Genomic DNA, 23,496 nt, shown 5'->3' on the forward strand with positions numbered 1-23,496 from the left:
CGGTCGTCCGCCCGGGCGGTGCTGAGCACGGCCCGGGCGGACGATCGACGTCCCTTGTTTTGATCTGATCGTTCCAAAACGTGCTAGTGTCCTGCTCATGGGGCGACCACGGCAGTTCGACGAGCGGCAGGCGGTGGCTGCGGCCTGCCAGGCCTTCTGGGCGAAGGGCTACGAAGCCACCTCCACCCAGGATCTGTGCGAGGCCACCGGCCTCGGCCGGAGCAGCGTCTACAACACCTTCACCTCGAAGGACCACCTCTTCCGGCGCGCGCTGGCCCACTACATCGACACCATGACGGCCCGCCAGGTCGCCCTCCTCGAAGAGGAGGGGAGCAGCGGTCTGGAGCGGATCCGGGCGCTGTTCGCCATGCTCCTCGAAGGGGAGATGGAGAACCGCGAACTCGGACGGGCCGCAGGCTGCTTCACGGTCAACACCCTCACCGAGCCGGTCTCGGAGACCGACCCCGAGGTCGCCCGGCTCCTCGCCAAGGACCTGGAGCGGCGCCTGGGTTCCTTCCGTGCCGTGATCGAGGAGGGGCAGCGGGACGGGTCCATCGGCTCCTCGCGCGATTCCGCCGGGCTCGCCTGGTACCTCAGCTCGGTGATCGCCGGAATGCGGATCGCCTCCCAGGCGGGCGCCGACCGCACCGCGCTGGAGCAGATCATGGCGACCGGAGCCGACGCGCTCGGCCGCTGACCGCCCGCCGCCGATCCAGCCGGGTGTGCACCCTTCGTATGCAGTCGTCATTCACCATGCCCGAATTTTGGACTGGCCAATACAGAACAGGGGGCTGTTTGCCATGCCCAAGTCCGTCCACCTCATGGCGTTCGGCATCTTCGCCATGGTCACCAGCGAGTTCCTGGTCGGCGGCCTCATGCCGCAGATCGCCGATGACCTGCACGTCAGCATCGCCCAAGTCGGCTATCTGATAACGGCGTTCGCTCTCGCCATGGCCATCGGCGGCCCCTTCGCGACCGTCGCCGTGCTCAGGCTGCGCCCCAAGACGGCGCTGATGGCGCTGTTCGCCGTCTTCCTCGCCGGGAACGTCCTGGCCGCGACCGCCGGCAGCTACGGCGTCATGCTCGCCGCCCGACTCATCACGGGCACGGCCTCCGCCGCGTTCTTCGGCGTCGCCCTTTCCGTCGTCGCCCAGATCACCTCGCCGGACGTACGCGGCCGTGCCATCGGCGTCGCCATGCAGGGCCTGATGGTCGGCACCCTCCTCGGGCTTCCCCTGTCCACGCTCGTCGGCCAGCAGTGGGGCTGGCGTGCCGGGTTCGTCGGGGTCGGCGTGGTCACCGTCGCCGCCGCTGTCGCCACGGCGGTCGCCGTTCCCTCGCTCGAACACGCCGACGGGGCGGGCGAGTTCCGCGACGAGCTCGCCGTCTTCCGCAACGCGCGGCTCTGGCTGGTCCTGTCCACCTCGACGCTCATCATCGGCGCGACCTTCTCGGCCTTCTCCTACTTCACGCCGATCCTCACCGACCTCACCGGCTTCTCGCACGGCGCGGTCCCGCTGCTCCTGCTCGTGTACGGGGCAGCCACGGTGGCCGGCAACGCGGTCGTCGCCCGTCTCGCCGACTCCCGCACCATTCCGGTGCTGGTGGGCGGGCTCGCCCTGAACATCGTGTTCCTGACCGCCTTCGCCCTGCTCGCGGACCACAAGGTCCCCGCGGTCCTCGCCATGACGGGCATCGGGCTCGTCGGCGTCACCCTCAACCCGGCGATGATCAGCCGGGTGCAGCGCACGGCGAACGCGCGCCCCCTGGTCAACACCGTCCACTCGTCCTTCATCACGCTGGGCGTGGTGCTCGGCTCCGGACTCGGCGGAGCGGCCATCGCGGTCCAGGGCCTGCGGGCGCCGCTGTGGCTGGGAGCGGGGACAGCGGTGCTCGCGCTCGTCACGCTGGTACCGGACGTCGTACGGGCACGGCGGGGCGAACGGCGGGGTACGGCACCCGCCGCCTCCGCCGCACGGCGAGAGAGCTCACTGGCGGCATCACGCGGCTAGGGTCGCTGGGAGAGGCGCATCACGCCGACACTCCGCGAGGCACGGGTCGATCGGGCAAGCCGTGCTGTGGCTGCCGGGCAGAGGGCGACGGTCTCCAGCACCGTCGCACCCCGCCCGGCAGAACCCAGCAGGAAAGGCCCCTGGCGTCCGCGGTGCGCCGCGGGTTACGCGGGCTGGTTGGTGACGTAGAAGCCCGGGTCGTGGATCGGGGTGATCTCGGCCTTCTCGCCCTCCGCGGCCAGCCATTCCGCGCGCAGCCGGGCGGCCTCGTCGTCGGCCTGGGAGGCGGGGACGAGACGGCCGTCGGGGGTGAGGCGCATCGGAGTGTCGCCCGCGGGGCGCCAGTCGAAGCGAGCGGCGATCTTGAAAAGGTCTTCCTGGGTCAGGGGCCCGCCGTTGTCCTTCTCGGCCTGGAGGGCGGTCGGGTGGTAGTCCTCGTAACCGCCGGGCATGTGCAGGGTGAGGAAGTGGCAGCCCTCGCCGGGCGGAGTGGCCCAGGTGTGGCGGGTGCCACTGGTGATGTGGGCGAGCGCGCGCGGGCGCAGCTCCACGACCTCGTCGTCGACCTGGACCAAGAGGGTGCCGGACACGACGTAGTACGTCTCCGTCGACTCGGCGTGGGTGTGCAGCGGAGGGCCCGACCAGGCCGGGCCCTGGCGGGTTTCCACCCAGGATGCCGCTTGGCCGGTCATCTTGCTGGAGAGGACGATCTCGAATCCGCGGCGACCCTCGGGGCGCTGGCCGGGGAGGACGATGTGCGTCATAAGAGGGGCTTCTCTTTCCGCTTGATAATGGCTTGAGTTCTGATCTACCCCACATCGGGCCTGTTCGTCTGCGGGTACCCGTCCGCAGTCGAACGCGAACGCCTCCCGCCCCGGGGCCGCCACACCACCGGCTGGGGCTCCCGTCACCTCCTGGGGTTTCACGAGGTCGGCACGGGTGATCGCTGGTAGAAGTCGCTCTCTGGTGAACCCCCTTGTGATGAGGTGGACTTCCTGTCCGTTCTACCGCCCAGGGAGCCTGCCGTGTCCGTCTCTGCACAGGAAATCTTCCAGAAGTACGTGTACGCCGGTGCGATGACCCGTAACGCCGACGCTCTTGCCGAACTGTTTACCGAGGACGGCGTCCTGGAGGCACCGCTCGTGCCCGCCGACGCGGCCTTCCCGAGGCGGACGGAGGGGCGGGAGGAGATCCGCAGGGCGATGGCGGCGTACTACGAGCGGCAGACGGGTGGCGGGGGAGTGGGAGTGCCGAACGTCGAGAAGTCCCGGTACGTGCTGCACCTCACCGAAGACCCCGAGGTGTTCATCGCCGAGATCGACACGGTCTTCGACGGGGAGGGGGACGGGGCGGACGAGACTTTCTCGCTGGTCCAGATCGTCCGCGTCCGCGACGGGAAGATCGCTCATCTGCGCGACTACTTCACGCCGGGGCTGGTGAGTTGAGCGGTTCACCGGGGTGTCGGGCACGCCCGCGTCCCGGTACCGGCGTGCCAGACTCGTGACCATGACTGACGGCCCTGCAACCGCGTCCGCGTGGTCCCGAGCAGAAGCCTTCCTACGTGGCCGGGGCGCGGCGCGGATGCCCCACCCGGGCGGCACGCTCCTGGAGCACCTCGCCCGGGTGCGCGGCCTGTTGGCCGAGTGGGGAGCCGATTCCCGGATCCAGGCGGCGGGGCTGTGCCACGCCACGTACGGAACCGACGGCTTCGACGAGACGCTGCTGCCGGTCACCGAACGAGCCGTGCTCGCCGAGCTGATCGGCGAGCGGGCCGAGGCGCTCGTCTACTTGTACGCCAGTTGCGACCGCGGCGCCGTGTACCCGCAGCTCGGCGGCGTCGAGCCGGTGGTCTTCCGGGATCGTTTCACCGGCGCGGAACACACGCCGGACGAGGTCGATCTGCGCGCGTTCCTGGAGATCACCGCCGCCAACGAGCTCGATGTGATGGCTCACAACGCCGAACTCGCCGAGCGCCACGGTGCCCAGCTCCACCGGCTGTTCACCCGCTCGGGCGGCCTGCTCTCCCGCGCCGCCCGGGACGCCTGCGCGCGACAGCTGGGGCCGTAGCGAGTCGTCAAGCGTCCCGCCGCACCGGCCGCGCCCACAACAGCACCGCCGTGGTGGCCGCCAGCAGGGCGACGCAGGCGCTGAAGATCAGGCCCGACTGCCGCAGGCCCAGCGTGACAGCCATGATCCCCACGCCGACCACGGGGATCGAGATCGCCACGTACAGCACGACGAACAGCGCGGAGGTGATCTCCGCGCGGCGTTCGGGCGGGCTGTGCCGGCCCACGTCGGTGATACCGGCCCGGAACGACAGGCCCTGGCCCACGCCCGCGGCGACCGCGCCCACCACAAGGAGGGGCAGGGAGGCCGTCAGCAGCGCGGAGGCGATCAGCGCCATGCCCGCCACGAGGATCACGCAGCCCCACGGCAGCGCCCGGCGGACCCCGACCCGTCCCATCAGCAGCTGGCCGGCCGTCGAGGCGGCGAAGACCGTGAAGACCACCGTGCCGGAGACCGCGGGTTCGCTCACCCCCACCACCTCGCTCAGGAAGCTCGGCGCCACCGAGGTGAACAGACCCAGGGTGGCGAACCCGGCGAAGCCCGCCATGGCCGCCGGGACGAACGCGGGGCGCACCGACGGCGGCACGTGCAACCGCCGGGGGCGGGTGAAGGTGCCGCTGCGGTCCCGTACCGTCTCCGGGATCAGCAGGACGCCGACGACGGCCGCCGCCACCAGGGCCAGGTCCACGATGAACACCTGGTGGAGCGGGTCCGGCGCGTACTGCGCGATCAGGCCCGCCAGCAGCGGTCCGCTGCCCAGGCCGCCCATGTTGGCCGCGGTCGCGATCAGCGTGGCCGACCCGGCCCACCGCCGAGGGGCCAGCTCCACCACGGCGGCCGTCGCGGTCCCCGTGAACAGGCCCGCCGACAGCCCCGAAAGCACCCGGCCCGCGAACAGCTCCGGCAGCCCCCGCTCGAAGAGGAACGACAGCGCGCTCAGCGCCGACAGCACCAGCCCCGCCAGCAGCACCGGCCGCCGGCCCACGGAGTCCGACAACTGCCCCAGCAGGAGCAGCGCCACGATGACCCCGACCGCGTACACCGCGAAGATCACCGTCACCAGGAAGGAGGAGAAGCCCAACTCCCGCTGGTACATGCGGTACAGGGGAGTGGGCAGCGTCGTGCCGCACATCGCGACGACGAACGCGTAGGCGGCCACGGCGAAGGGCCAGCCGCGCCCGCTGCCGTACGTGCCGGGGCCGGCGTCGTCCGCTTCGCGCGCGGATACGGGGTTGCTCACGGCGACTGCCTATCAGGAACACCCCGGTGAGAGCCGCGCGCCCCGCGCGCCGGAGGTGAGGACTCACCGGCTGGGCGAAGGCGAGGACACCTGCCGCCGCCGTGGCCCCGGGAGTCCATGGGACCGACCAGTGGGGCCACGACAGGGCCGCAGCCTCATGTGTCCGGGGCCCGGGGGAGCCGACGGTATGAGGGCATCGACCGAACCTCGGGCAGTCCCCGGCAACCTCCGGGCAGCGCCCGGTCTGTGAGTCCCTCATGCTTTCCTCCCGTTCACCCGTAGCCCTCGACCGGAGCATCGGCTCCGGGCTCGCCCGTTTCCCCTTGCAGATACGGGCCGGCGCCGCCTTGTGGGACGAGCTGACCGGTATCGCCCGGCGGCTGGACGCCGAGCGGTTCGTGGTCGTCTCCGACCCCGGCGTCCCGGCGGCCCACGCCCACCGCGTCCTGCACCACCTGGGCGCGGTCGCTCCCGCCGACCTGGTGGGGGCGTCCGGCACGGACGACGTTCCTCCCGAGGCCGTGATCGTCGGCCTCGGCGGTACGAGCGTCCTCGACGCCGTCGCCGAGCGGGCCGCGCACACCCGCCGGGGCCCGCTCCTGCTGCCGACCACGCTGCCCGCCGTGCTGGACACCGCGCTGTCGCTGGTCGGCCCCGGTGGGCCGCGTCGGCTGCCGGTGCTGGTCCGGGCGCAGCTGGAGTTCCTCGACACGCTGGCACCCGGTGCCGTCAGGCCCGGGCTGTACGCCCTGGTCAGGAACGTGCTGTCGGTGTGCCCCGCCTCGTACGACCAGGTCTGCGCCCGGCTGCGCCCGGACGGCAGGTACGACAGGAGCGCACTGGCCTCCTTCATCGCCCTGTGCGCCGACGCCCGGGCGGCTCTGACCTGCTACGACCCGCTGGAGGACGGGCCGGCCGGGGCGTTCCGGTACGGGCACGCGGTGGCCGACGCACTGCGCGCCCTCGGCGTCGGCGCCCTGCGCTACGGCGACGCCGTCGCCCTGGGCCTGCTGGTGGCCGCCCGGTGCGCCCGCGACCTGGGACTGCTCGACGCTGAGGGGGAGGCCGCACACCGGGAGCTGCTCGCGCGCTGGGGCGCTCCCGACGTCCTTCCCGCACCCGTCACCGCGCAGGACGTGCTGGAGGTCCTGCGGCGCGTCCGGAAGGTCGCGGACGACCCGGACAGCACCGTCGACATGGTGCTGCTCGACGCCCTGGGACAGCCCCATGTGTGCGGTGGCCACACTGTCGCCGCCGTCGGCCGGGACGCCCTGCGGGCGGGCCTGGAGGCGGTCGCGGCGCCGGACGTCATGGTGGCGCGCCCCGGCGACCGGGATCCGGCCGGGACACGGTCGGGACCGACGTCTCATGTGCCCGGGGCGCCGGGACCCGCAGCGTGGTGAAGGAGGTTCCGTTCCGACCTCGACAAACCCTTTCGGCCCCGCCCCACCTCCTGTGAGGAGACCACCCGTGACCACCCTGGCCCACCATTCCACCCACGGCCTGTTCACCTCGGGCGAGCCGGTCCGCTCCTGGACCGTGAGCACCGCCAAGCCCGTCCGCTACGAGGTCGGCTTCACACCGGACGTCCTGGACCCGCGCAACCCCGCACTCGCGGGTGCCGGAGTCCCGGGCGACGGCCCGGCGCCGCCCCGACGGCTCCTCGTCGTGGAGACCACGGTCGACGAGCTGTACGGCGACCGCCTCCGCGCCTACGGAGCCGCCCGCGGTCTGGACTTCCAGATACACGTGCTGACCGCCCACGAGCAGCTGAAGACGATGGACGCCGTGTTCTCGGTGGCGCAGGCGATGGACCGGTTCGGCATCGCCCGGCGCAGCGAGCCGGTCGTCGCCCTCGGCGGCGGCGTGCTGATGGACGTCGTCGGCCTGGCGTGCAGCCTCTACCGCCGCAGCACCCCGTACGTACGCGTACCCACGACCCTCATCGGGTTGGTCGACGCGGGCGTCGGGGCGAAGACCGGGGTGAACTTCGGGCCGCACAAGAACCGGCTCGGCACCTACCACCCCGCCGCGCAGACCCTCCTGGACCCGCGCTTCCTGGCCACCCTCGACCGGCGGCACCTGAGCAACGGCATGGCCGAGATCCTGAAGATCGCCCTGATCAAGGACCGGGAGTTGTTCGGTCTGCTGGAGACCCACGGGAGCCGACTGGTCGGCGAGAACTTCCAGGGGCCGAGCCCTGTCGTACGGCAAGTGCTCGGCCGGGCCGTGCACGGCATGCTGGAGGAGCTGCAGGGCAACCTGTGGGAGAGCGAGCTGGAGCGGGTCGTCGACTACGGCCACTCCCTCAGCCCCACGCTGGAGATGCGCGCCCTGCCCGAACTGCTGCACGGCGAGGCGGTCTGCCTCGACATGGCACTGACCACGCTGATCGCCGAACGGCGGGGCCTGGTCCTGCCGAGGGAGCGCCGACGGATCCTGGACGTGATGCGCGGCCTCGCCCTGCCCATATGGCACCGGCTGTGCGAACCGGGCGTGCTGGGCGAGGCTCTGGCCGACACGGTCCGCCACCGCGACGGCAGCCAGCGCCTGCCCCTGCCCCTCGGCATCGGCGACGCCGTCTTCGTCGACGACGTGACACCCGGCGAACTGGCCTTCGCGGCCGAGCGCCTGAGGACGTATCACTCGGAGGCCGAGGAGACCGGTCGTGGGTTCGGGGAGGCCGGTCATGAGTGAGGCAGTGGTGATTGCCGATGTCCACGAACCGGCCGACGTGCACGGCGTGCACGCCGCCGAGGGCCACTCGCGCTGGACGTGTCTGGCCCGGCGCCCCGGGCTGCACGGCCGCTGGGAAGCGGTCGAGTGGGCCTGGCTGCCGCCGGGCGGCGTCAGCGGGGAACACCGCCACTCGCGCACCGAGGAGTTGTACTTCGTCCTCGACGGGCAGGGCGAGATCACCCTCGACGGCCGCCCTTACCCCGTCCACCCGGGCACGACCGTCCTGACCGGCCTCGGCCGTCGGCACGGCCTGCGCAACACCGGTCGGCGGCCGCTGTCCTGGCTCGTCATCGAGATCCCCGCCGACGCGGACACCCATACGCTCACGAAGGGCACCACCATGGACGACTCACCCCGTGTCAGCCACGCCGTCGTCGCCGACCTGCGCCGGAGCGGGCCCGTCGACGCCGCCACCGTCCTCACCGGCCCCCTGCGCACCGTGCGCGTGACCCGACTGCTCCCCAGCGGTACGGCCGAGCTGGCCGCCCGGGACGTCGAGCACACCGTGTACGTCACCGACGGCGCCGGAACGGTGGAGGCCGGAGCCACGACCGTGGCCCTCGCCCCCGGCGTCTCCGTGACCCTGCCCCTGGGCACCGGGGCCCGCGTCCTGGCGGGCGGCGACGGCCTCGAGTACTTCCACGCCGTCCTGGACGTCCCCGTAGAGGAGCACCAGTGATCATCAATGCGAGCCACCGGTCGGCCGCCGTGCACACCGGCGGCCGGGAAACCATCCGCATCCGCTGTCTGGCCCGGCGCGGCATGCTGCACAGCGAGTGCGAGGCCGTCGACCGGGTGAGCCTGGCGCCCCACGCGCACTACGACCTCGTGGGCCGGGCCGACGCCGAGGTGGCCTGGTACGTCCTGCGCGGCCCGCTCACCGCCCGCTGGACCAGCGGGCCGCCCACCGGCACGGAGCTCGACGAGGACGATCTGCTCCTGGCCCGTGCGGCGGACGACGTCACCCTGCGGGCCGGACCGGAAGGCGCCGAGCTGCTGTGCCTGACGGTGACACCCACGGCCGTCACCCGCCGCCTCCCGCTCCGCACCCCCGACCTGACCAAGGACCGGACATGACCACCAACGCCCCGGCCACCGCCACCACTTCGCTCACCCCCGGGCTGCGCGCTGTCCACCACATCGCCTTCACCGTGCCCGACCTCGACGAGGCGGTCGCCTTCTTCACCGGGGTGCTGGGCGCCGAGGAGGCCTACCGCACCGGGCCGATCGCCGCTGACGACGACTGGATGCACCGGCAGCTCGGCGTCGACCCCCGGGCAACCGTCCACATCGCCATGCTGCGCTTCGGTCCCGCCCTCAACCTCGAACTCTTCGAGTACACCGGCCCCGGCCGACGCGAGCGGATGCCCCGCAACAGCGATGTGGGCGGCCACCATCTGGCGCTGTGGACGGACGACTTCGACGCCTCCGTGCGGCACCTCACCGCCACACCGGGCGTACGGATGCTCGGCGAGCCGGAGGAGGTGGGTGCAGGTCCCATCCGCGGCACGCGGTGGGTGTACCTCACCACCCCGTGGGGCCTGCACTTCGAACTCGTCCACGCCCCCGACCGCCAGCCCTACCAGGACCACACCGCCGTACGCCTCTACCGACCGGGGGCGCCGCACGAAGGGAGAGGGACATGACCGGCATCTGGGGACCGGGCACCCCGCCGGTGGTCCGGCACGACGCCACCCGCTACGACGCCGACGTCATCGTGATCGGCTCGGGTGCCGGGGGAGCGACCGTGGCCTGGGCCCTCGCCGGGTCCGGCGCCCGCGTCCTCGTCGTCGAGCGCGGCGGGTTCCTGCCCCGCGAGGAGGCCAACTGGTCGCCGGAGGCCGTCTTCGGCGACGGCCGCTACCGCAACGCCGAGACCTGGCACACCACCGGAGGCAAGGCCTTCACCCCCGCCGCCCACTACTACGTCGGCGGCACCACCAAGGTGTACGGGGCGAGCCTGCCCCGGCTGCGCGAGAGCGACTTCGACGCGGTGGAGCACCTGGACGGCACCTCCCCGTCCTGGCCCTTCGAGTACGCCGAGCTGGAGCCGTTCTACGCCGAGGCCGAGCGCCTGTACCGGGTGCACGGCCAGGACGGCCACGACCCCACGGAACCGGCCCGCTCCGGCCCGTACCCCCACCCGCCGGTCGCCCACGCGCCCCGCATCGCGGAGCTGGAGCAGCGGCTGCGCGCCCAGGGGCTGCACCCCCATCCGCTGGAGCTCGGCGTCGACCTGGCCGACGGCGGGACGTGTGCGCGGTGCGGGACCTGCGACGGTTTCCCGTGCCGCGTCGGCGCCAAGAGCGACGCGGAGACGCGCGCCCTGCGCCCCGCCCTGCGCACCCCGTCGGTCCGGCTGCTCACCCATACGTATGTCTCCCGGCTGCGCACCGATCCGTCCGGGCGCACGGTCACCACCGTCGAAGCCACCAGGAACGGGCACCGGGTCACCCTCACCGCAGGGACCGTCGTCGTCTCCTGCGGGGCCGTCAACTCGGCGGTGCTGCTGCTGCGTTCGGCGAACAGCGCCCACCCCGCGGGGCTGGCCAACGGCAGCGGTCTGGTGGGGCGCAACCTGATGCTGCACCACAACAGCATGCTGATGGCCGTCGACCCACGGCACCGCAACGCGGCGGTCTTCCAGAAGACCCTCGCCGTCAACGACTTCTACCGGGCCGGCGCCCACACCCCTCACCCGCTGGGCAACCTCCAGCTGATGGGCAAGGTCCACCCCGCCGCGATGGCGACCGCGCACCCGCGCGTGCCCCGCCGCGTCCTGGGCGAGCTCGCCGCCCACAGCGTCGACTGGTGGCTCATCTCGGAGGACCTGCCCCGTCCGGACAACCGGGTGCTGCTCGGGCCCAGGGGAGGAGTCACGCTCGACTGGCACCCCGTCAACGCCCGCGCCCACCGGCGGCTGGTGCGCGAAGGGGCGCGGATGATGCGCCGGGCCGGTTACCCGCTGGTCCTCACCCACCGCATGGGCGTCGAGCACACCGGTCACCAGTGCGGCACGACCGTCGCCGGCCACGACCCCGCCCGCTCGGTGCTGGACCCCTACTGCCGCAGCCACGAGGTGAGCAACCTGTTCGTCGTCGACGGCGGTTTCTTCCCCTCCTCCGCGGCGGTCAACCCCACCCTGACCATCGTCGCGCAGGCCCTGCGCGCGGGCAGCAGCGCCGCGATCCTGCCCTGACACGCCAAGCCCCTGACGCCACAAACCCCTGTCCGCAAAGGAACCCCACCATGTCACTGCACCGTCTGTCCTCCGTCACCATCGGCGTTCCCGACCCCGCGGCGACCGCCCCGTACTACACCGAACTCGGCCTGCGGGCGCAGGACGACGGCTGGTTCGCCACCCGCGACGGCGGCCGCCAGCTGCGGATCGTGTCGGCGCCCACCCGTCGGCTGATCGAGATGCGCGTCGGCGTCGACGACAGCGACGACCTCGACGCGGCCGCCGCCCGGCTGCGCCGTATGGGCATCGCCGCCGCTCGCGGCGCCGGTCCGAGCCTGACCGCGGCCGACCCCGTCACCGGCGCCCGTGCCGTGCTCCAGGTCGAACCGCGCCCTACACCGCCCCCGACACCCCCCACCCCGTACAACGGACCGGGCCGCACCGAGCGCACCACCGGCCGGGCCCCTGGTGTGATGCGCCCCGACCGGGTGCGGCCCAGCAAGCTGGGGCACGCCGTCCTGGGCACCCCCGATCCGAGGGCCACGGCGGCCTTCTTCGGCGACGGCCTCGGCTTCAAGGTGAGCGACTCGCTGGGCGACGCGGGCTGCTTCCTGCGCTGCACCACCGACCACCACAACATCCTCGTCCTGAAGGCCCCCGTGGCCTTCCTGCACCACACGTCCTGGCAGGTCGACGACGTCGACGACATCGGACGCGGCGCCATGGCCATGCTGGAGGACCACCCCGAGCGCCACATCTGGGGCTTCGGCCGCCACTTCATCGGCTCCAACTTCTTCTGGTACCTCAAGGACCCGGCGGGCAACTTCACGGAGTACTACTCCGACATGGACTGCATCGTCGACGACCAGCTGTGGGATCCGGAGGTCTTCGACGTCAACGAGAGCTTCTTCAGCTGGGGGCAGCCGCCCCCGCCCTCGTGGATCGCGCCGGAGGACATGGCCGCGCTGATGACCGGCACCCACACGGCCTGACGCCCGCCCCGCGCGGCGCCGGGTCCGACGGCGCCGGGGCGAGCAACAAAACGAGAGATCGCCCAGGGCGGCCGTTAACGTCACCCTGTGAGCCAAGAAGACGAGGACGCCGCCGTGCCCCGAGTCCTGATCGTCGACGACCACCCGTTGTTCCGCAGCGGTCTGAAGGCCGCGCTGGAGAGCACCGGCGGCACCGACGTCGTCGCCGAGGCCGCCACCGCCGCCGAGGCGCTGGAGGCGGTGGCGCGGCAGATCCCGGACGTCGTCGTCATGGACCTGGCCCTGCCCGACGCCTCCGGCATCGACGTCACCCGGCAGCTCAGCGCACTCCACCCCGGTCTGCCGGTGCTGATGCTGACCATGTCCGACGACGACGGCAGCCTGCTGGCCGCCCTGCAGGCCGGTGCCCGCGGCTATCTGGTCAAGGGCGCGGGCGCGGGAGAGGTCCTGCACGCGGTACGCACGGTGGCCGCCGGCGGCGCGGTGTTCGGCCCGCAGACCGCGCAGCGGCTCACCGCGCTGCTGCGCGAGGGCCGCCGCCACGACGCCGAGCAGCTGTTCCCGGCGCTCACGGCACGCGAGGCCGAGGTGCTGGAGCTCATCGCCCGGGGCCTGGACAACCACCGCATCGCCCGGCAACTGGTGCTGTCCGAGAAGACGGTCCGCAACCACGTCACGCACATCTTCGACAAGCTCCAGGTGACCACCCGCGCCGAGGCCGTGGCCAGGGCGCGGGACGCGGGCCTGGGGGACGAGGACTGAGGGAGCGGACTCCGGTGGACGAGACGGCATCCGTGCGGGGCGGCCGGTCGGCGCCGACCTTCGCCGCGTACGGGCTGACTCTCGCCTCCGCCGTGATCTGGGCGGTCCTCGCCCTGGCCCACCTGGACGACGCGCGGCTCACCCCGTACATCATCCCGCGCGGTGTGCCCGTGGTGGCCGCCACCGGAGTCGTCCTGCTCGGCGCCTTCATGACGGCCCATCGGCCCCGTAGCGTCCTGGGCCCGCTCCTGGTCGCGACCGGCACGGCCAACGTCTTCTCGGACGCGGGCCTGATCGCCGTGGCCGTCACCGACGCCCCCCACGGCCTCGGCCTCACCATGGCCCTCGTCTCCCGGCTCTCCTACGCCCTGGCCGCCTTCACCTTCTACGCGCTGCCGCTGTACCTGCCGAGCGGCGAACTGCCCCGCCACCGGGTCTGGCGGGTCTACCTCGTGCTCGTCGCCGCGTGGAGCCTGGTGCCCGCCTACACCGACCCGGTCCCCTACACCGTGCCCGACCCGTTCGAGCGGGGCGCCTGGCAGCGCCTGCGGGCCGCCCTGCTCGACCACGTCGCCGTCGTCCCCGTGACGACCGTCCTCCTGCTCACCGGCCTGACCGTCATGGCCGTACGCTGGTGGCGCACCCCCGACCGGCGGCAGTTCATCCCGGTCATGCCCTACGTGCTGTGGCTGGTGTTCCTCTACGTCAACCGCGTCGCCCCGCCGACGGGCGCCTTCTGGTCGTACGCGTACGCCGTGGCGTTCCTGTGGCCGTTCTGCGCGATCTACGGCATCAGCCGCGACCGCTCGGGCCAACTGGACCGGGCCACCCGCAAGATACTGGCCTCCCTCCTGCTCACGGCCGCTCTGATCGCCGTGTACACCGTCGTCTCGCTGCTGGTGCTGCGCGCCCTGCCCGGCGGACTGAGCACCCAGGCCCTGGTGTCGGGCGCGGTGGGCCTGGCCTCCGGGGCGCTGCTCTATCCCTGCGCACGGCTGGCCGTACGGGTGGTGGACCGCATCTACTACGGCGACCGCGCCCGCCCCTACCAAGTCGTCCGCGCCCTCTCGCGACGGCTCAGCCAGGCCGCCGCACCCGCGCAGGCGCCACGCCTGCTGTGCGACACGGTGGTGAGCACCCTCAACCTGCCCGGGGCCAAAGTGGTGGTCGACACCCGCAGCGGGCCGCGCACCCTGGCCGCCGCCGGGGAGCCGGTGCCCGACTCCTACGGCTTCCCCCTGACGTACGAAGGCAATGTCGTCGGCCATCTGCACGTCGCCCCGAGGGCGGGCCAGCGCGCCCTCGACCGCCAGGACCAGGAAGTCCTGCGGTCCCTCGCCGACCAGGCGTCCCCCGCGCTCGCCTCCGTACGCCTCTACGAGGACCTGCGGGCGACCCGCGAGCGCATGGTGGTGACGCGGGAGGAGGCCCGCCGCGCCCTGCGGCACGACCTGCACGACAGTCTGGGGCCCGCCCTTTCGGGGGCCCGGCTGCAGATCGACACCGCGCGCTTCGCCGTACCGGACGGCTCGGCGGCCGCCCGGCCGCTGGAGACCGCCTCCGAGGGCATCGGGCAGGCCATCGCCGAGCTCCGCCAGATCTCCGCCGGGCTGGCACCGGCCGCCCTGGACCGCAACGGGCTCGACGGTGCGCTGCGGCAGTTGGCGGACCGGTTCGGGCAGCGGCTCGTGGTGGACGTGTGCTTCACGCCCGACCCGCTGCCGGGGCTGCCGGCCGCCGTGGAGGTGGCCGTCTACCTCATCGGGGGCGAGGCGCTGAACAACGTCGTACGGCACTCGGGGGCCACCGGGGCCGTGCTGCGCGTGCACGTGGTGCCGGACGAGGTGACGATCGAGGTCAGCGACGACGGGCACGGGCTCGCGGAACACCGTGCGGGCGACGGAGTGGGGATCCGGTCGATGCGGGAGCGGGCGACCGAGCTGGGCGGGCAGTTCACCCTCGCTCGGGGCCCGGAACGAGGCATGGTCGTCAGGGCGTCGTTCCCGCCGGTGGCGGGCCCGTTCCCGGTATGACGGCGCACGGGTGCACGAGATGACGGCGTCAGGGTGCACGTTCGTTCAGGTGTGCCCCTTTCGGGCGAAGGAAAGCCTTCCCGCCCCCGGGTAGACACCCTCCATGGCCACCACACGCAGCCTGTTCGTCTCCTTCCTCGCTCTCGTCTGCCTGGCCGTCGCGGTCCCGGCCCGGGCGGGCGCTGCGGCACCGGAGGATCCAGCTGTGGTCAGCACGGACGCGGGACGCGTACGCGGTGTGGTCACCGACCGCGGCCGTGACTTCCTCGGCGTGCCGTTCGCCGCGCCGCCGGTGGGGGAGCGCCGGTGGCGGCCGCCCCAGCCCGTCGCCGCGTGGTCCGGCATCCGGGACGCGGCTCACTTCGCCGACGCGTGCGCCCAGCAGGCCCGGCCGGTCCTCGGCACCTCCGAGGTCACCAACGAGGACTGCCTCTACCTCAATGTCTTCACCCCACCGGGCGGCGGGAGCGGCAAACCGGTCCTGGTGTGGTTCCACGGCGGCTCGTTCGTCTCCGGGACCGCCGCCCACTACGACCCGTCCCACCTCGCCCGCACGGGCGACCTGGTCGTGGTCACGGCCAACTACCGGCTCGGCGCCTTCGGTTTCCTGGCCCACCGGGGGCTGACGGCCGAGGCGCCGGACACCGGATCCGGCAACTACGGCCTCATGGACCAGCAGGCCGTGCTCCGTTGGACCCGGGCGAACGCGGCGGCCTTCGGGGGTGATCCCGCGCGGGTCACGGCGGCCGGGCAGTCGTCGGGCGGGCTGAGCGTGTGCGGGCACCTGGTGGCGCCCGGCTCGCGCGGGCTTTTCGCGCGTGCCGTCATCCAGAGCGCGCCGTGCGGTGTGGCGTCCCGCCCGCTGGCCGAGGCCACCTCGGCGGGTTCGTCCTTCGCGGCGGGTGCGGGGTGCCTGGGCACCACGCCCGCCGTGGTCGTGTCGTGCCTGCGGGGGAAGTCGGCCGCCGCGCTGCTGAAGGCGCCGACGAGCGGCGCGGCCCCGTGGTGGCCGGTGTCGGGGACGCCCCTCCTGCCCGTACCGCCCGGGCAGGCCATCGAGGCGGGGGACTACGCCCGGGTGCCGGTGCTGATCGGCAACGGGCTGGACGAGGGCACCATCGGCGCCCTCATCGTCGAGTCCGGCGGCACACGCCTCAACGCGGGCACCTACCCCGTCGTCCTGACCAGCCTCTTCAAACTCGACGGCCCGCGCGTCGCCGCGCACTACCCGGCCTCGCGCTACGGCAACGACTACCGTCTGGCCTTCGGGGCCGCGTTCGGCGACTACCTCGTCGCCTGCCCCACCCGGGAGGCGGCACGTCAGCTCGCCACCACGACCCCGGGCCGCGTCTTCGCGTACGAGTTCGCCGACCGCTCCGCGCCCAACCTCTACCACACGCCCGCGGATCTCCCGCTGGGCGCCTACCACGGCGCCGAGATCCCGTACCTGTTCACCTACCTCCCGGCGCCGGACGTCCGCCTGACCCCGGCCCAGACCCGTCTGTCGCAAACGATGACCACCCTCTGGTCGAGCTTCGCGACGACGTCGACCCCGGCCCCCGCCACCTGGCCGCCCACCGCCCCGACCCCCTACCGCCAGCTCTCCCTGGCCCCGGACGCGGTCACCCTCCGGACGGACTTCGACACGTCCCACCAGTGCGCGTTCTGGGCCACGATCGCGCGGCCGACCTCGCAGGGGCCGGTGGCATAGGGCGCCGCCGAAGTTTCCTGTGAGGTTTTCGGCCAACGTTGGCCGGCGCGGACCGGCAAGGACTTAAGTCCCTAGGCCCCCACCGGGATCGGGGCTTGCATGGCGTACCAGGAATTCCGTCCCGTACGCCCGTGCCGCAGAAAGGTCTTGAATCCCCCATGTCCCAGATACCCGGTGTGTCCCGGCGGCGCCTGTTGGCCCTCGCGCCCGCCGCCTCAGTCGCCGCCACGATTCCGGTCACCCTCGCCGTCGCGACGCCCGCGCAGGCCGCACCGCCCAAGAAGGGGGCGAGCCGGTCCCTTCAGGAGATCACCGACGCCTGGGGCGGTTGGCTGGCCCGTGAGCGCCATCCGTCGTCCCGGGGCTGTCGGTTCACCGCCTCCACGGACTACGGGAAGCAGAGCTTCCTCGCCGACTACCACCGCCATCAGGTCCGTACGAAGTACTCCGGCATCACCTACGACCCGAACGCGCCCTCGCCGATCCCCGGCCAGGTCAGCTCGGTCACCACGAACTACCGCAACGGCACGTCGGTCGAGCAGACCGTCACGTACAAGCAGAGCAAGACGACGGAGCAGGATCTGCGGATCTCGGTGACCGAGTCGCTGAAGATCGGTGTGACGATGGAGGTGTCGGCGGAGATCCCGGCCGTCGCCAAGGTGAGCGAGACCACCTCCATCGAGGCGAGCCTTTCCTCGACCCAGGAGTTCGCGCACAAGGAGACACAGACCTGGAGCGTCGACCTGCCGCTGCGGATCCCGCCGAAGTCCGCCGTCGAGGCGTCGTTGGTGGTGGGGACGCAGCGGTACGACATCGACTGGACGGCCACGGTGTCGATGTCCGGGATGGTGGCCGTGTGGTTCAACGAGAAGGTCGACCTCAACGGCGGCTCGGACCTGCACTGGCTGTGGTTCGTCCCGATCGAGGACGTCTTCCGCGACTGCCGGGCCCACGGCATCGTGGACACGACCGGTTACGAGGTCACGGCGGACGCGACGGTGAACGCCTTCGCGACCGGCACGTTCAGCGGCGGCCAGGGTGTCTCGCTGAACATCAACACCGTGCAGAAGCCGTTGGACGGCCGCGCCGCACACGGTGTGGGCGCCCAGCCGCTCACCGTGCCGCTGACGCCGGACGGTCGGCGTTCCGTCGTCGCGGGCCGCTGAGCCGGTACGCGTAGGGGCCGCCGTCATGCCGGGCGGGGGAGAGGCGGCGGCCCGTGACGGTGTACCACTGCCGGGCAAGGACGGCGGCCAGGGCGATCTCCACCGCATCACCGCCGTAGTACATCGCCTCCGCGGCGCCGGCCAGGTCGTGGCCGGTGAAAGCGGTGCCGGGCGGGGAGGCGCTGTACAGGGACTTGGCCAGCACCGAGTGGGCGGTGGCCGCCGCGATCAGGGTGGCGGCCCGCAGCGGCAGGCCGTACCGGTGGCGTACGGGTTCGAGTTGGCAGACGGCGAAGCTGAACAGCAGTCCGGCGGCCAGGACGTGGGTGTAGACGGCGGCGTGCAGCCAGGGTTGGTCGTGGAGGTGGGCGAACAACCGGGTGCGATACAGCACCCATAGTCCGCCCACGTCGAGCACGGCGGCCACCGGGGGCAGGACCAGCCAACCGACCGGGCGGGAGCGGACCGTGGCCCGCAGACCGCGCCGTGCGGGACCCGCCGGTAGGGCGCGCAGGACGAGTGTCACCGGGCGGCCCAGGACCAGCAGCAGCGGGGCGGCCATGCCGATGACCAGGTGCTGGAGCATATGAGCGGTGAACTCCCCGCCCGGCAGGGGGACAAGGGCCACCGCTACCAGGCACACCTGTCCGGCGGTGAAGGAGGCGTCCCGTAACCGTGGCCACACGTCCCCTCGGCGCCGCAGCCGTCGCGCCGCCAGCAGGTAACCAACTGCCGCACTGAGGGCCAGCACGGCGGCCACCCCCGCCGGGGCGCCGTTGGCCTGCCCGGCAGGCATCGGCGCCATCAGCCCGGCTCCCGGCCCGCCACCGTGTCGGTCGCGTGCGTTTCACCGGTAAGGGGACGCCTCACCAGCACCGCACCGACGATCAGGAAGACCACCGCCAGCACGTTCCACGTCCAGTCGTAGGGGACCAGGTCGACGTGATAGCGGATCTGGTGCAGCTTGAGGAGCTTGTGCTGGATCGTGCCGTCGTAGAGCTGGAAGAACCCCGCGCCCAGCAGGATCCCGCCGGTCAGACCCCGGCCGGTCAGCGCACCGCGCCTGCGCAGGTCCGCGACCAGCACCAGGCCGATGACCACGGCGAACCAGCCGAAGGCGTGGAACAGGCCGTCGGAGACCAGTCCCACGCCGGGGGTGGACTTGTCGTAGAAGTGGTGCCAGTGCAGGAGCTGGTGGAACACCGTCTCATCCACGAACGCGGCGATCCCGACCCCGATGAGCACCCCCGACCACGCGGAGCGCTGGGGACGGACCGTCCCGTAGTCCGGGGGCGGCGAGCGACGGGGTGTCGAAGTGGTAGCCACAGGCGGCCTCCTGACGGGAGGTGGGACCGTACTTCCTCCCCTGCGGATACCCTCTCGGCCCGCGCCCACCGCCTCCCACCGTATTGCGGCTCACTTCCACCCCTGCGTCAGTGCTTCTCCCTCCTGGTCTGGTCCATACCGACGACCTTGAAGTACGCGCGGTCGGTCGCGGTGTCCTCCAGGCAGCCGCGCAGCCGCATCCGGTCGTGGTCGGCGAGAGCGGGGTGGACGACGCCCGCGTAGAGGCCGTCGCCGAGGCTGCCGAGAGGGGCGTCGTAGAGCGGGACCGCGGTGGAGTGGCGGCAGCGGTTCCAGATCTCGTGGGCCAGCAGCGCCTGGTACTCCTGGCCGGATACCCCCCGGGTGGCGAGGCGGACCACCACCGAGGTCGCGACGGTGTCCGGGGCGCGCTCCTCGGGGCGGGTTTCGGTCAGTTCGCCGAGCCCGAGGACGAGGGCGGCCAGTGCGGTGGTTCCGGCGATGAAACCGGTGACCTGGTGTCGCCTGCGGCGCCGGTCCGGGCCGGTCGCGGGCAGGGCGTCGAGGTCGGCGCCGAGCGGCGGTGCGGCGAGGACCGCGAGACGGCCCGCGACCCGGCGGTCGGCGGCGGGGCGGACCGTGCTCTGGGCGATCTTCTGGACGAGCCGCGCGAGCCCCGAGAGCACGGCACCTGCGGCCATCAGAACGGGGACGAAGACGTGCGTGCGCTCCACCCGGATGTCGTCCAGCCACCGGAAGCGCGCGGCGGGATCCTCCGCGCGGGGTTGTTCCAGCCGGGCCAGGACGTCGGCGTGACGCCGGTGGCCCTCACTGATGCGCTGCTCGATGCGGCTGAGACGGCCCAGCAGGACCAGGCCGAGCAGCAGCACTTCGGCGACGAGCAGCAGAACACCGCACATGATCGCGCGCTGCCACTGCCAGCGGTAGAGGTAGATGACGACGTACGAGCCCGCGCCGAGCCCGGCCGCGCCCGCGAAGAGGTGTGCCAGTCGCTTCACCGGTCGGCCGCCTCTCGCGTACGGGTGTCCGCCAGGCATACGTCCCCGCTCGTGCCGTCGACGGCCAGACGGGTCCCCGGAGCGAACCGCTGTACGGCGTCGGCGGCGCCGACCACTGCGGGCACCTTGAACTCCCTTGCCAGCACGGCCAGATGGGACAGCGGGCTGCCGGTCTGGGCGACCAGGGCGGTCACCTGCGGCAGCAGGGGAGCGAGGGCCGGGTCGAGGGTGCGTACGACCAGGACGGCGTCCTCGGGGCGCTCACCCCGGCCGTCCCAGGCGGTTCCGGTGGCGCGGCCGCCGGAGACGCCCTGGGCGGCGCCGTTGCTCGGGCGTTCGGCGACCACCACGGAGTCGCCCGCCAGCCGGAAGGTGTCGGGCAGCGGCGGGCTGTCGGGGCGGGGGAGGCGCTGGGCGACGTCGCCCGGTAAGGGAGAACCGTCCAAGGCGCTCGCTAACTCGTGCCACTGCAACTGCGCGACGGCTCGGTGCGACAGGGTGATACGGCGTGCGGCGTCGTGGACGAGGTGTACCTGGAGTTGGTGGATCCAGCGGATGCGCATCCGCAGTGACTCGCGGGTCGGCAGGGTGAGGTGACGTGAGTCCGTCGACGTGACCGTAGGTGTGTGACCGTTCTCCTCGGTCGGAGGCAGTCGCAGGGGAACGGTGAGACTCGGCGGGGTGAGCGCCAGGACCACCGGTGTGCCCGCCACGATCTCGGTGTCCGTGCGCCCCTGGCCTCGGCCTTCGGTCAGTGCGGCGAGCGCCGCGCTCGCGGCCGTACGGGTGCTGCTCTCCCGCAGCAACGCGCCCGCCAGCGCCTCCTGCGCGTGCAGGGCCGCCAGGGCCGAGCGCGTCCAGCGCAGTAGATCGGCCAGGTCGGCGCGCGAGAGCTCGGCCGGTGCCGGGGTCTCGGCCAACCGGCGGTCGATGTCGGCCGTGAGGTCGAGGGCGAGGTCGGGCAGGGCGCGGGTCAATCGCCCGGTGCGCCACGCCGCTGCCAGACGGCGGGCGCCCGGCAGCGGGTTGAGCCTGGCCAGCAGACGGTGGCGGGGCGGTGCGATGCCCAGCAGACGCAGGTCCGCCGCGGCACGTCCGGCGACCGTGGTCGCCACGGGGTGGGTGCGCAGCAGACGGCGCGGTGCGCTGCCCGCGATGTCGAGCGCGGAGCAGATACCCCGGGCCATCGGCGCCACCCACAGGTCCTCCTCCAGCGGTTGCAGGGTGCCGGGGAGGGTTTCGGCGACGGGGCCGGGGCCGAGCAGCCGTGCGCCGCGGGCGGGGCGCGCGGTCATGGCCGTGATGGGACGGGCCTGGAACAGCCACAGCCGTCCTGCCGCGTCGAAGCCGAACTCCATGTCCTGCGGCCCGCCGAAGATCCTCTCCACCTGCCGGGCCAGACGGGCGAGGCGGTGGAGCTCGGTACGGGTCAGCAGGTGCTCGCCGTTGGTGTGCGGGGTGGTGGGGCGCAGCCGTCGGCCCGAGCGGGTCAAGTGGTAGCTGGTGCCGTCCTGTTCACCGCTGACCAGGGTGTCGGGCCCGCCGCGCACGGCGCTGACCAGCATCCGGTCCAGCCGGCCTTCCACGGGGTCGGCACCGAAGAGCACCCCGCCCACGCGTGCGTCGAGCATGGGCTGGACGAGGACCGCCATCGGGGCCCGGGTGCCGTCGAGCCGGTCGGCGGAGTCGAGGACCGTACGCACGGCCGCGCGGAAGCCGGGCCAGTCGCGTATGTCGAGCACGGAGGCGAACTGCCCGGCCAGGGAGGACTCCTCGGTGTCCTCCTGCGGGGACGAGGAGCGTACGACCAGTGGGACGGCGCCGTCTTGGGAGAGCTCGTGCCAGGCGTGCCGCAGGGCTCGGGCGTCGTCACCGGCGCCGTGCGGGATGACGAAGCCGGGCAGGACCGGCAGCCCGGCGGCTGCCGCACGCGCCAGGTTGGCGGCTTTGGAGCCCGCGGACAGGGGCAGTTGAGCGGCGGGCCGGTCCAGCGCGACGGCCGCGTCGGGGTGGACGCCGGTTTCCTCGCCGCGTTCCTCGCCCTGTTCCCGGCCGCGTTCATCGAGGGTGGTCATCGCACACCGTCCGCAGCGTCCGTTGACGCGTACGTCCGCGCGGTGACTGGGGAGGCTGGTGGGAACGTCGGCCCGATCCACGACAGTGCGAGCATGTTTCTCCCCCTCGGCCCCGGGTCCGGGATTCGACCGATCCTTCACATCGGTGTTGTTCATGTCAGTTTCCGCTTGAGTTTGCCTTGCCTTGCGGGGGAGATGACGGCAGAGCAGTGCGGAACAAGCCACGGGGGTACGACGACGTCCGCGCCGAGGTCACGGGTCCGTGACTCGGCGCGGTGCGGGCGTCGTCGTCCGCCCGTCGGGCGGTTGGTTCTACTCTTCGAAGTAGGCGTTCAGTACTTCTTCGAGCTGCTCGGACCACTGGGCGAGGCTCGCCCGGTCCTCGGCCTGGACGTCCATGCGGAACCAGCGGGGCCGGGGCAGATGCACCGTGACCGCGAACCGGCGGTTCCAGCGGGAGGTCGCGTACTCGACGGCGCTGAGCTCGTCCCAGCCGAAGTCGGCCTCCTCGCCGTCGAGGCACAGCCGGATGCCCGCGCGGTCGGCGGTGATGGATCCCCGCCGGTCGGACGCGGAGAGGGTGGGCCCGTCCTCGGCCGAGCCGGACGCGGGGCGTTCGGGGTCGGGTTCGTCGGCCGCGGGCTCGGCGTCGGCGTCCGCCGTCGGCGCGGTGGCGGGCTCGGGCTCCTCGGCCCTCACGTCTTCCGCCTCGGCCTCGTCGGCCGTCACGTCGTCCGCTTCGGCCTCCGGCCCCGGCTCGGCCGTCTTCTGCTCATCCGTCTTCCGCCCCTGCGTCGACGCGTCGGGCGCGGTCGCCGGGGCGGGCATCAGCCCGGGGATGTGCGCCGGGTTGAGCGCGGCGGCGTTGAGGGCGGTGTGCTGGTCGTCTGTTTGCTGGTCCACGGCGCGAAGTATGGCGAACAACGCTGTGTGAGAGCCATAAGGGGGTGTCATATCGCCGGTCCGCGAGGCCTGATCTTGTCCGGGAGTCGTCTTTTCCGAGGGGTGGGACACGGTCGGCCACTGGCCCGCCCGGGCGGCTCGCCGGCTCGCCCCGGCGCGCCCGGCTCCCGCCGCCGGGTGTGGCTTCCACAGTGGGCGGGTGAGCGACATGACAGACGCCGGGGCGGCCGACGGTACGGGCAGTGGGGCCGAGGAACACCGCGCGGGCTGGTTCGAGTTGTTCTTCGACCT

22 protein-coding genes are annotated in these 23,496 nt (G+C 72.7%); 15 read left to right on the forward strand and 7 right to left on the reverse strand.

What is annotated here, in order from left to right:
- The first annotated feature begins 97 nt into the window (after positions 1 to 97).
- Together IE252_RS12295 and IE252_RS12300 are read left to right on the forward strand one after the other, a co-directional pair.
- On the forward strand, positions 98 to 697 hold the full coding sequence (locus IE252_RS12295) for a TetR/AcrR family transcriptional regulator (RefSeq protein ID WP_190089388.1): 600 nt from the start codon (positions 98 to 100) through the stop codon (positions 695 to 697).
- Positions 698 to 800: 103 nt separating this feature from the next.
- Positions 801 to 2,012, forward strand: coding sequence for an MFS transporter (locus IE252_RS12300; protein ID WP_190089389.1), 1,212 nt, complete (start codon positions 801 to 803; stop codon positions 2,010 to 2,012).
- Between the two features lie 164 nt (positions 2,013 to 2,176).
- On the opposite strand, the gene IE252_RS12305 is transcribed toward IE252_RS12300, so the two are convergent.
- Entirely contained in the window at positions 2,177 to 2,776 is a 600-nt protein-coding gene (locus IE252_RS12305; RefSeq protein WP_190089390.1) for a cupin domain-containing protein, read from the reverse strand.
- A 261-nt stretch (positions 2,777 to 3,037) separates the two neighbouring features.
- On the opposite strand from IE252_RS12305, the gene IE252_RS12310 reads away from it, so the two are divergent.
- Positions 3,038 to 3,457 carry a nuclear transport factor 2 family protein gene (locus tag IE252_RS12310; RefSeq protein ID WP_229848264.1) on the forward strand — a complete coding sequence of 140 codons (420 nt, stop codon included), beginning with the start codon at positions 3,038 to 3,040 and terminating at the stop codon, positions 3,455 to 3,457.
- A 61-nt stretch (positions 3,458 to 3,518) separates the two neighbouring features.
- Positions 3,519 to 4,079, forward strand: a complete 561-nt coding sequence (locus IE252_RS12315; protein ID WP_190089391.1) for a DUF6817 domain-containing protein — start codon at positions 3,519 to 3,521, stop codon at positions 4,077 to 4,079.
- A gap of 7 nt (positions 4,080 to 4,086) precedes the next feature.
- Here the strand turns inward: IE252_RS12315 and IE252_RS12320 are convergent, their stop codons facing one another.
- Entirely contained in the window at positions 4,087 to 5,238 is a 1,152-nt protein-coding gene (locus IE252_RS12320; protein WP_268248402.1) for an MFS transporter, read from the reverse strand.
- Positions 5,239 to 5,576: 338 nt separating this feature from the next.
- Here IE252_RS12320 and IE252_RS12325 point away from each other — a divergent pair, with 338 nt between their 5' ends.
- The 11 genes from IE252_RS12325 (at position 5,577) to IE252_RS12375 (ending at position 17,903) form a co-directional block, all read left to right on the forward strand.
- On the forward strand, positions 5,577 to 6,722 hold the full coding sequence (locus IE252_RS12325) for a 3-dehydroquinate synthase family protein (RefSeq protein WP_190089392.1): 1,146 nt from the start codon (positions 5,577 to 5,579) through the stop codon (positions 6,720 to 6,722).
- A 67-nt stretch (positions 6,723 to 6,789) separates the two neighbouring features.
- Positions 6,790 to 8,016 (forward strand): sedoheptulose 7-phosphate cyclase, encoded by a 1,227-nt coding sequence (locus IE252_RS12330; RefSeq protein WP_229848266.1) that lies wholly within the window; start codon positions 6,790 to 6,792, stop codon positions 8,014 to 8,016.
- Entirely contained in the window at positions 8,009 to 8,737 is a 729-nt protein-coding gene (locus IE252_RS12335) for a cupin domain-containing protein (RefSeq protein WP_190089394.1), read from the forward strand. The genes IE252_RS12330 and IE252_RS12335 overlap by 8 nt, the downstream gene beginning before the upstream one ends.
- Positions 8,734 to 9,135, forward strand: coding sequence for a cupin domain-containing protein (locus tag IE252_RS12340; RefSeq protein WP_190089395.1), 402 nt, complete (start codon positions 8,734 to 8,736; stop codon positions 9,133 to 9,135). Before IE252_RS12335 ends, IE252_RS12340 begins: the two co-directional genes overlap by 4 nt.
- The gene (locus IE252_RS12345) at positions 9,132 to 9,704 is read left to right on the forward strand and encodes a VOC family protein (protein WP_190089396.1); all 573 of its coding nucleotides are present in this window, start codon (positions 9,132 to 9,134) and stop codon (positions 9,702 to 9,704) included. The genes IE252_RS12340 and IE252_RS12345 overlap by 4 nt, the downstream gene beginning before the upstream one ends.
- Positions 9,701 to 11,257, forward strand: coding sequence for an FAD-dependent oxidoreductase (locus IE252_RS12350; RefSeq protein WP_190089397.1), 1,557 nt, complete (start codon positions 9,701 to 9,703; stop codon positions 11,255 to 11,257). Before IE252_RS12345 ends, IE252_RS12350 begins: the two co-directional genes overlap by 4 nt.
- A 50-nt stretch (positions 11,258 to 11,307) precedes the next feature.
- Complete coding sequence (locus IE252_RS12355) at positions 11,308 to 12,231, forward strand: VOC family protein (RefSeq protein ID WP_190089398.1); 924 nt, start codon at positions 11,308 to 11,310, stop codon at positions 12,229 to 12,231.
- 87 nt (positions 12,232 to 12,318) lie between these two features.
- Positions 12,319 to 12,993 (forward strand): response regulator, encoded by a 675-nt coding sequence (locus IE252_RS12360; RefSeq protein WP_229848268.1) that lies wholly within the window; start codon positions 12,319 to 12,321, stop codon positions 12,991 to 12,993.
- Between the two features lie 14 nt (positions 12,994 to 13,007).
- Entirely contained in the window at positions 13,008 to 15,026 is a 2,019-nt protein-coding gene (locus IE252_RS12365; protein WP_190089399.1) for a GAF domain-containing sensor histidine kinase, read from the forward strand.
- 103 nt (positions 15,027 to 15,129) lie between these two features.
- Entirely contained in the window at positions 15,130 to 16,737 is a 1,608-nt protein-coding gene (locus tag IE252_RS12370) for a carboxylesterase/lipase family protein (protein ID WP_190089400.1), read from the forward strand.
- A 158-nt stretch (positions 16,738 to 16,895) separates the two neighbouring features.
- Positions 16,896 to 17,903, forward strand: a complete 1,008-nt coding sequence (locus IE252_RS12375) for an ETX/MTX2 family pore-forming toxin (protein WP_229848270.1) — start codon at positions 16,896 to 16,898, stop codon at positions 17,901 to 17,903.
- On the opposite strand, the gene IE252_RS12380 is transcribed toward IE252_RS12375, so the two are convergent.
- The 5 genes from IE252_RS12380 to IE252_RS12400 all read right to left on the reverse strand — a co-directional run bounded on the left by IE252_RS12380 (position 17,851) and on the right by IE252_RS12400 (position 23,205).
- Positions 17,851 to 18,708 (reverse strand): cytochrome c oxidase assembly protein, encoded by an 858-nt coding sequence (locus tag IE252_RS12380; protein ID WP_190089401.1) that lies wholly within the window; start codon positions 18,706 to 18,708, stop codon positions 17,851 to 17,853. The two genes, IE252_RS12375 and IE252_RS12380, sit on opposite strands and share 53 nt — an antisense overlap.
- Positions 18,708 to 19,229, reverse strand: coding sequence for a DUF2243 domain-containing protein (locus tag IE252_RS12385; RefSeq protein WP_190089402.1), 522 nt, complete (start codon positions 19,227 to 19,229; stop codon positions 18,708 to 18,710). Before IE252_RS12385 ends, IE252_RS12380 begins: the two co-directional genes overlap by 1 nt.
- Positions 19,230 to 19,336: 107 nt before the next feature.
- Positions 19,337 to 20,227 (reverse strand): hypothetical protein, encoded by an 891-nt coding sequence (locus IE252_RS12390; RefSeq protein ID WP_190089403.1) that lies wholly within the window; start codon positions 20,225 to 20,227, stop codon positions 19,337 to 19,339.
- Positions 20,224 to 22,302, reverse strand: a complete 2,079-nt coding sequence (locus IE252_RS12395; RefSeq protein WP_190089404.1) for a PEP/pyruvate-binding domain-containing protein — start codon at positions 22,300 to 22,302, stop codon at positions 20,224 to 20,226. Before IE252_RS12395 ends, IE252_RS12390 begins: the two co-directional genes overlap by 4 nt.
- A 312-nt stretch (positions 22,303 to 22,614) precedes the next feature.
- Positions 22,615 to 23,205, reverse strand: coding sequence for a hypothetical protein (locus IE252_RS12400; protein ID WP_190089405.1), 591 nt, complete (start codon positions 23,203 to 23,205; stop codon positions 22,615 to 22,617).
- Positions 23,206 to 23,496: the final 291 nt, after the last annotated feature.

Origin of the sequence: Streptomyces melanogenes (assembly GCF_014649795.1) — a bacterium.
In the GTDB taxonomy this organism is placed as follows: Bacteria; Actinomycetota; Actinomycetes; order Streptomycetales; family Streptomycetaceae; genus Streptomyces; species Streptomyces noboritoensis.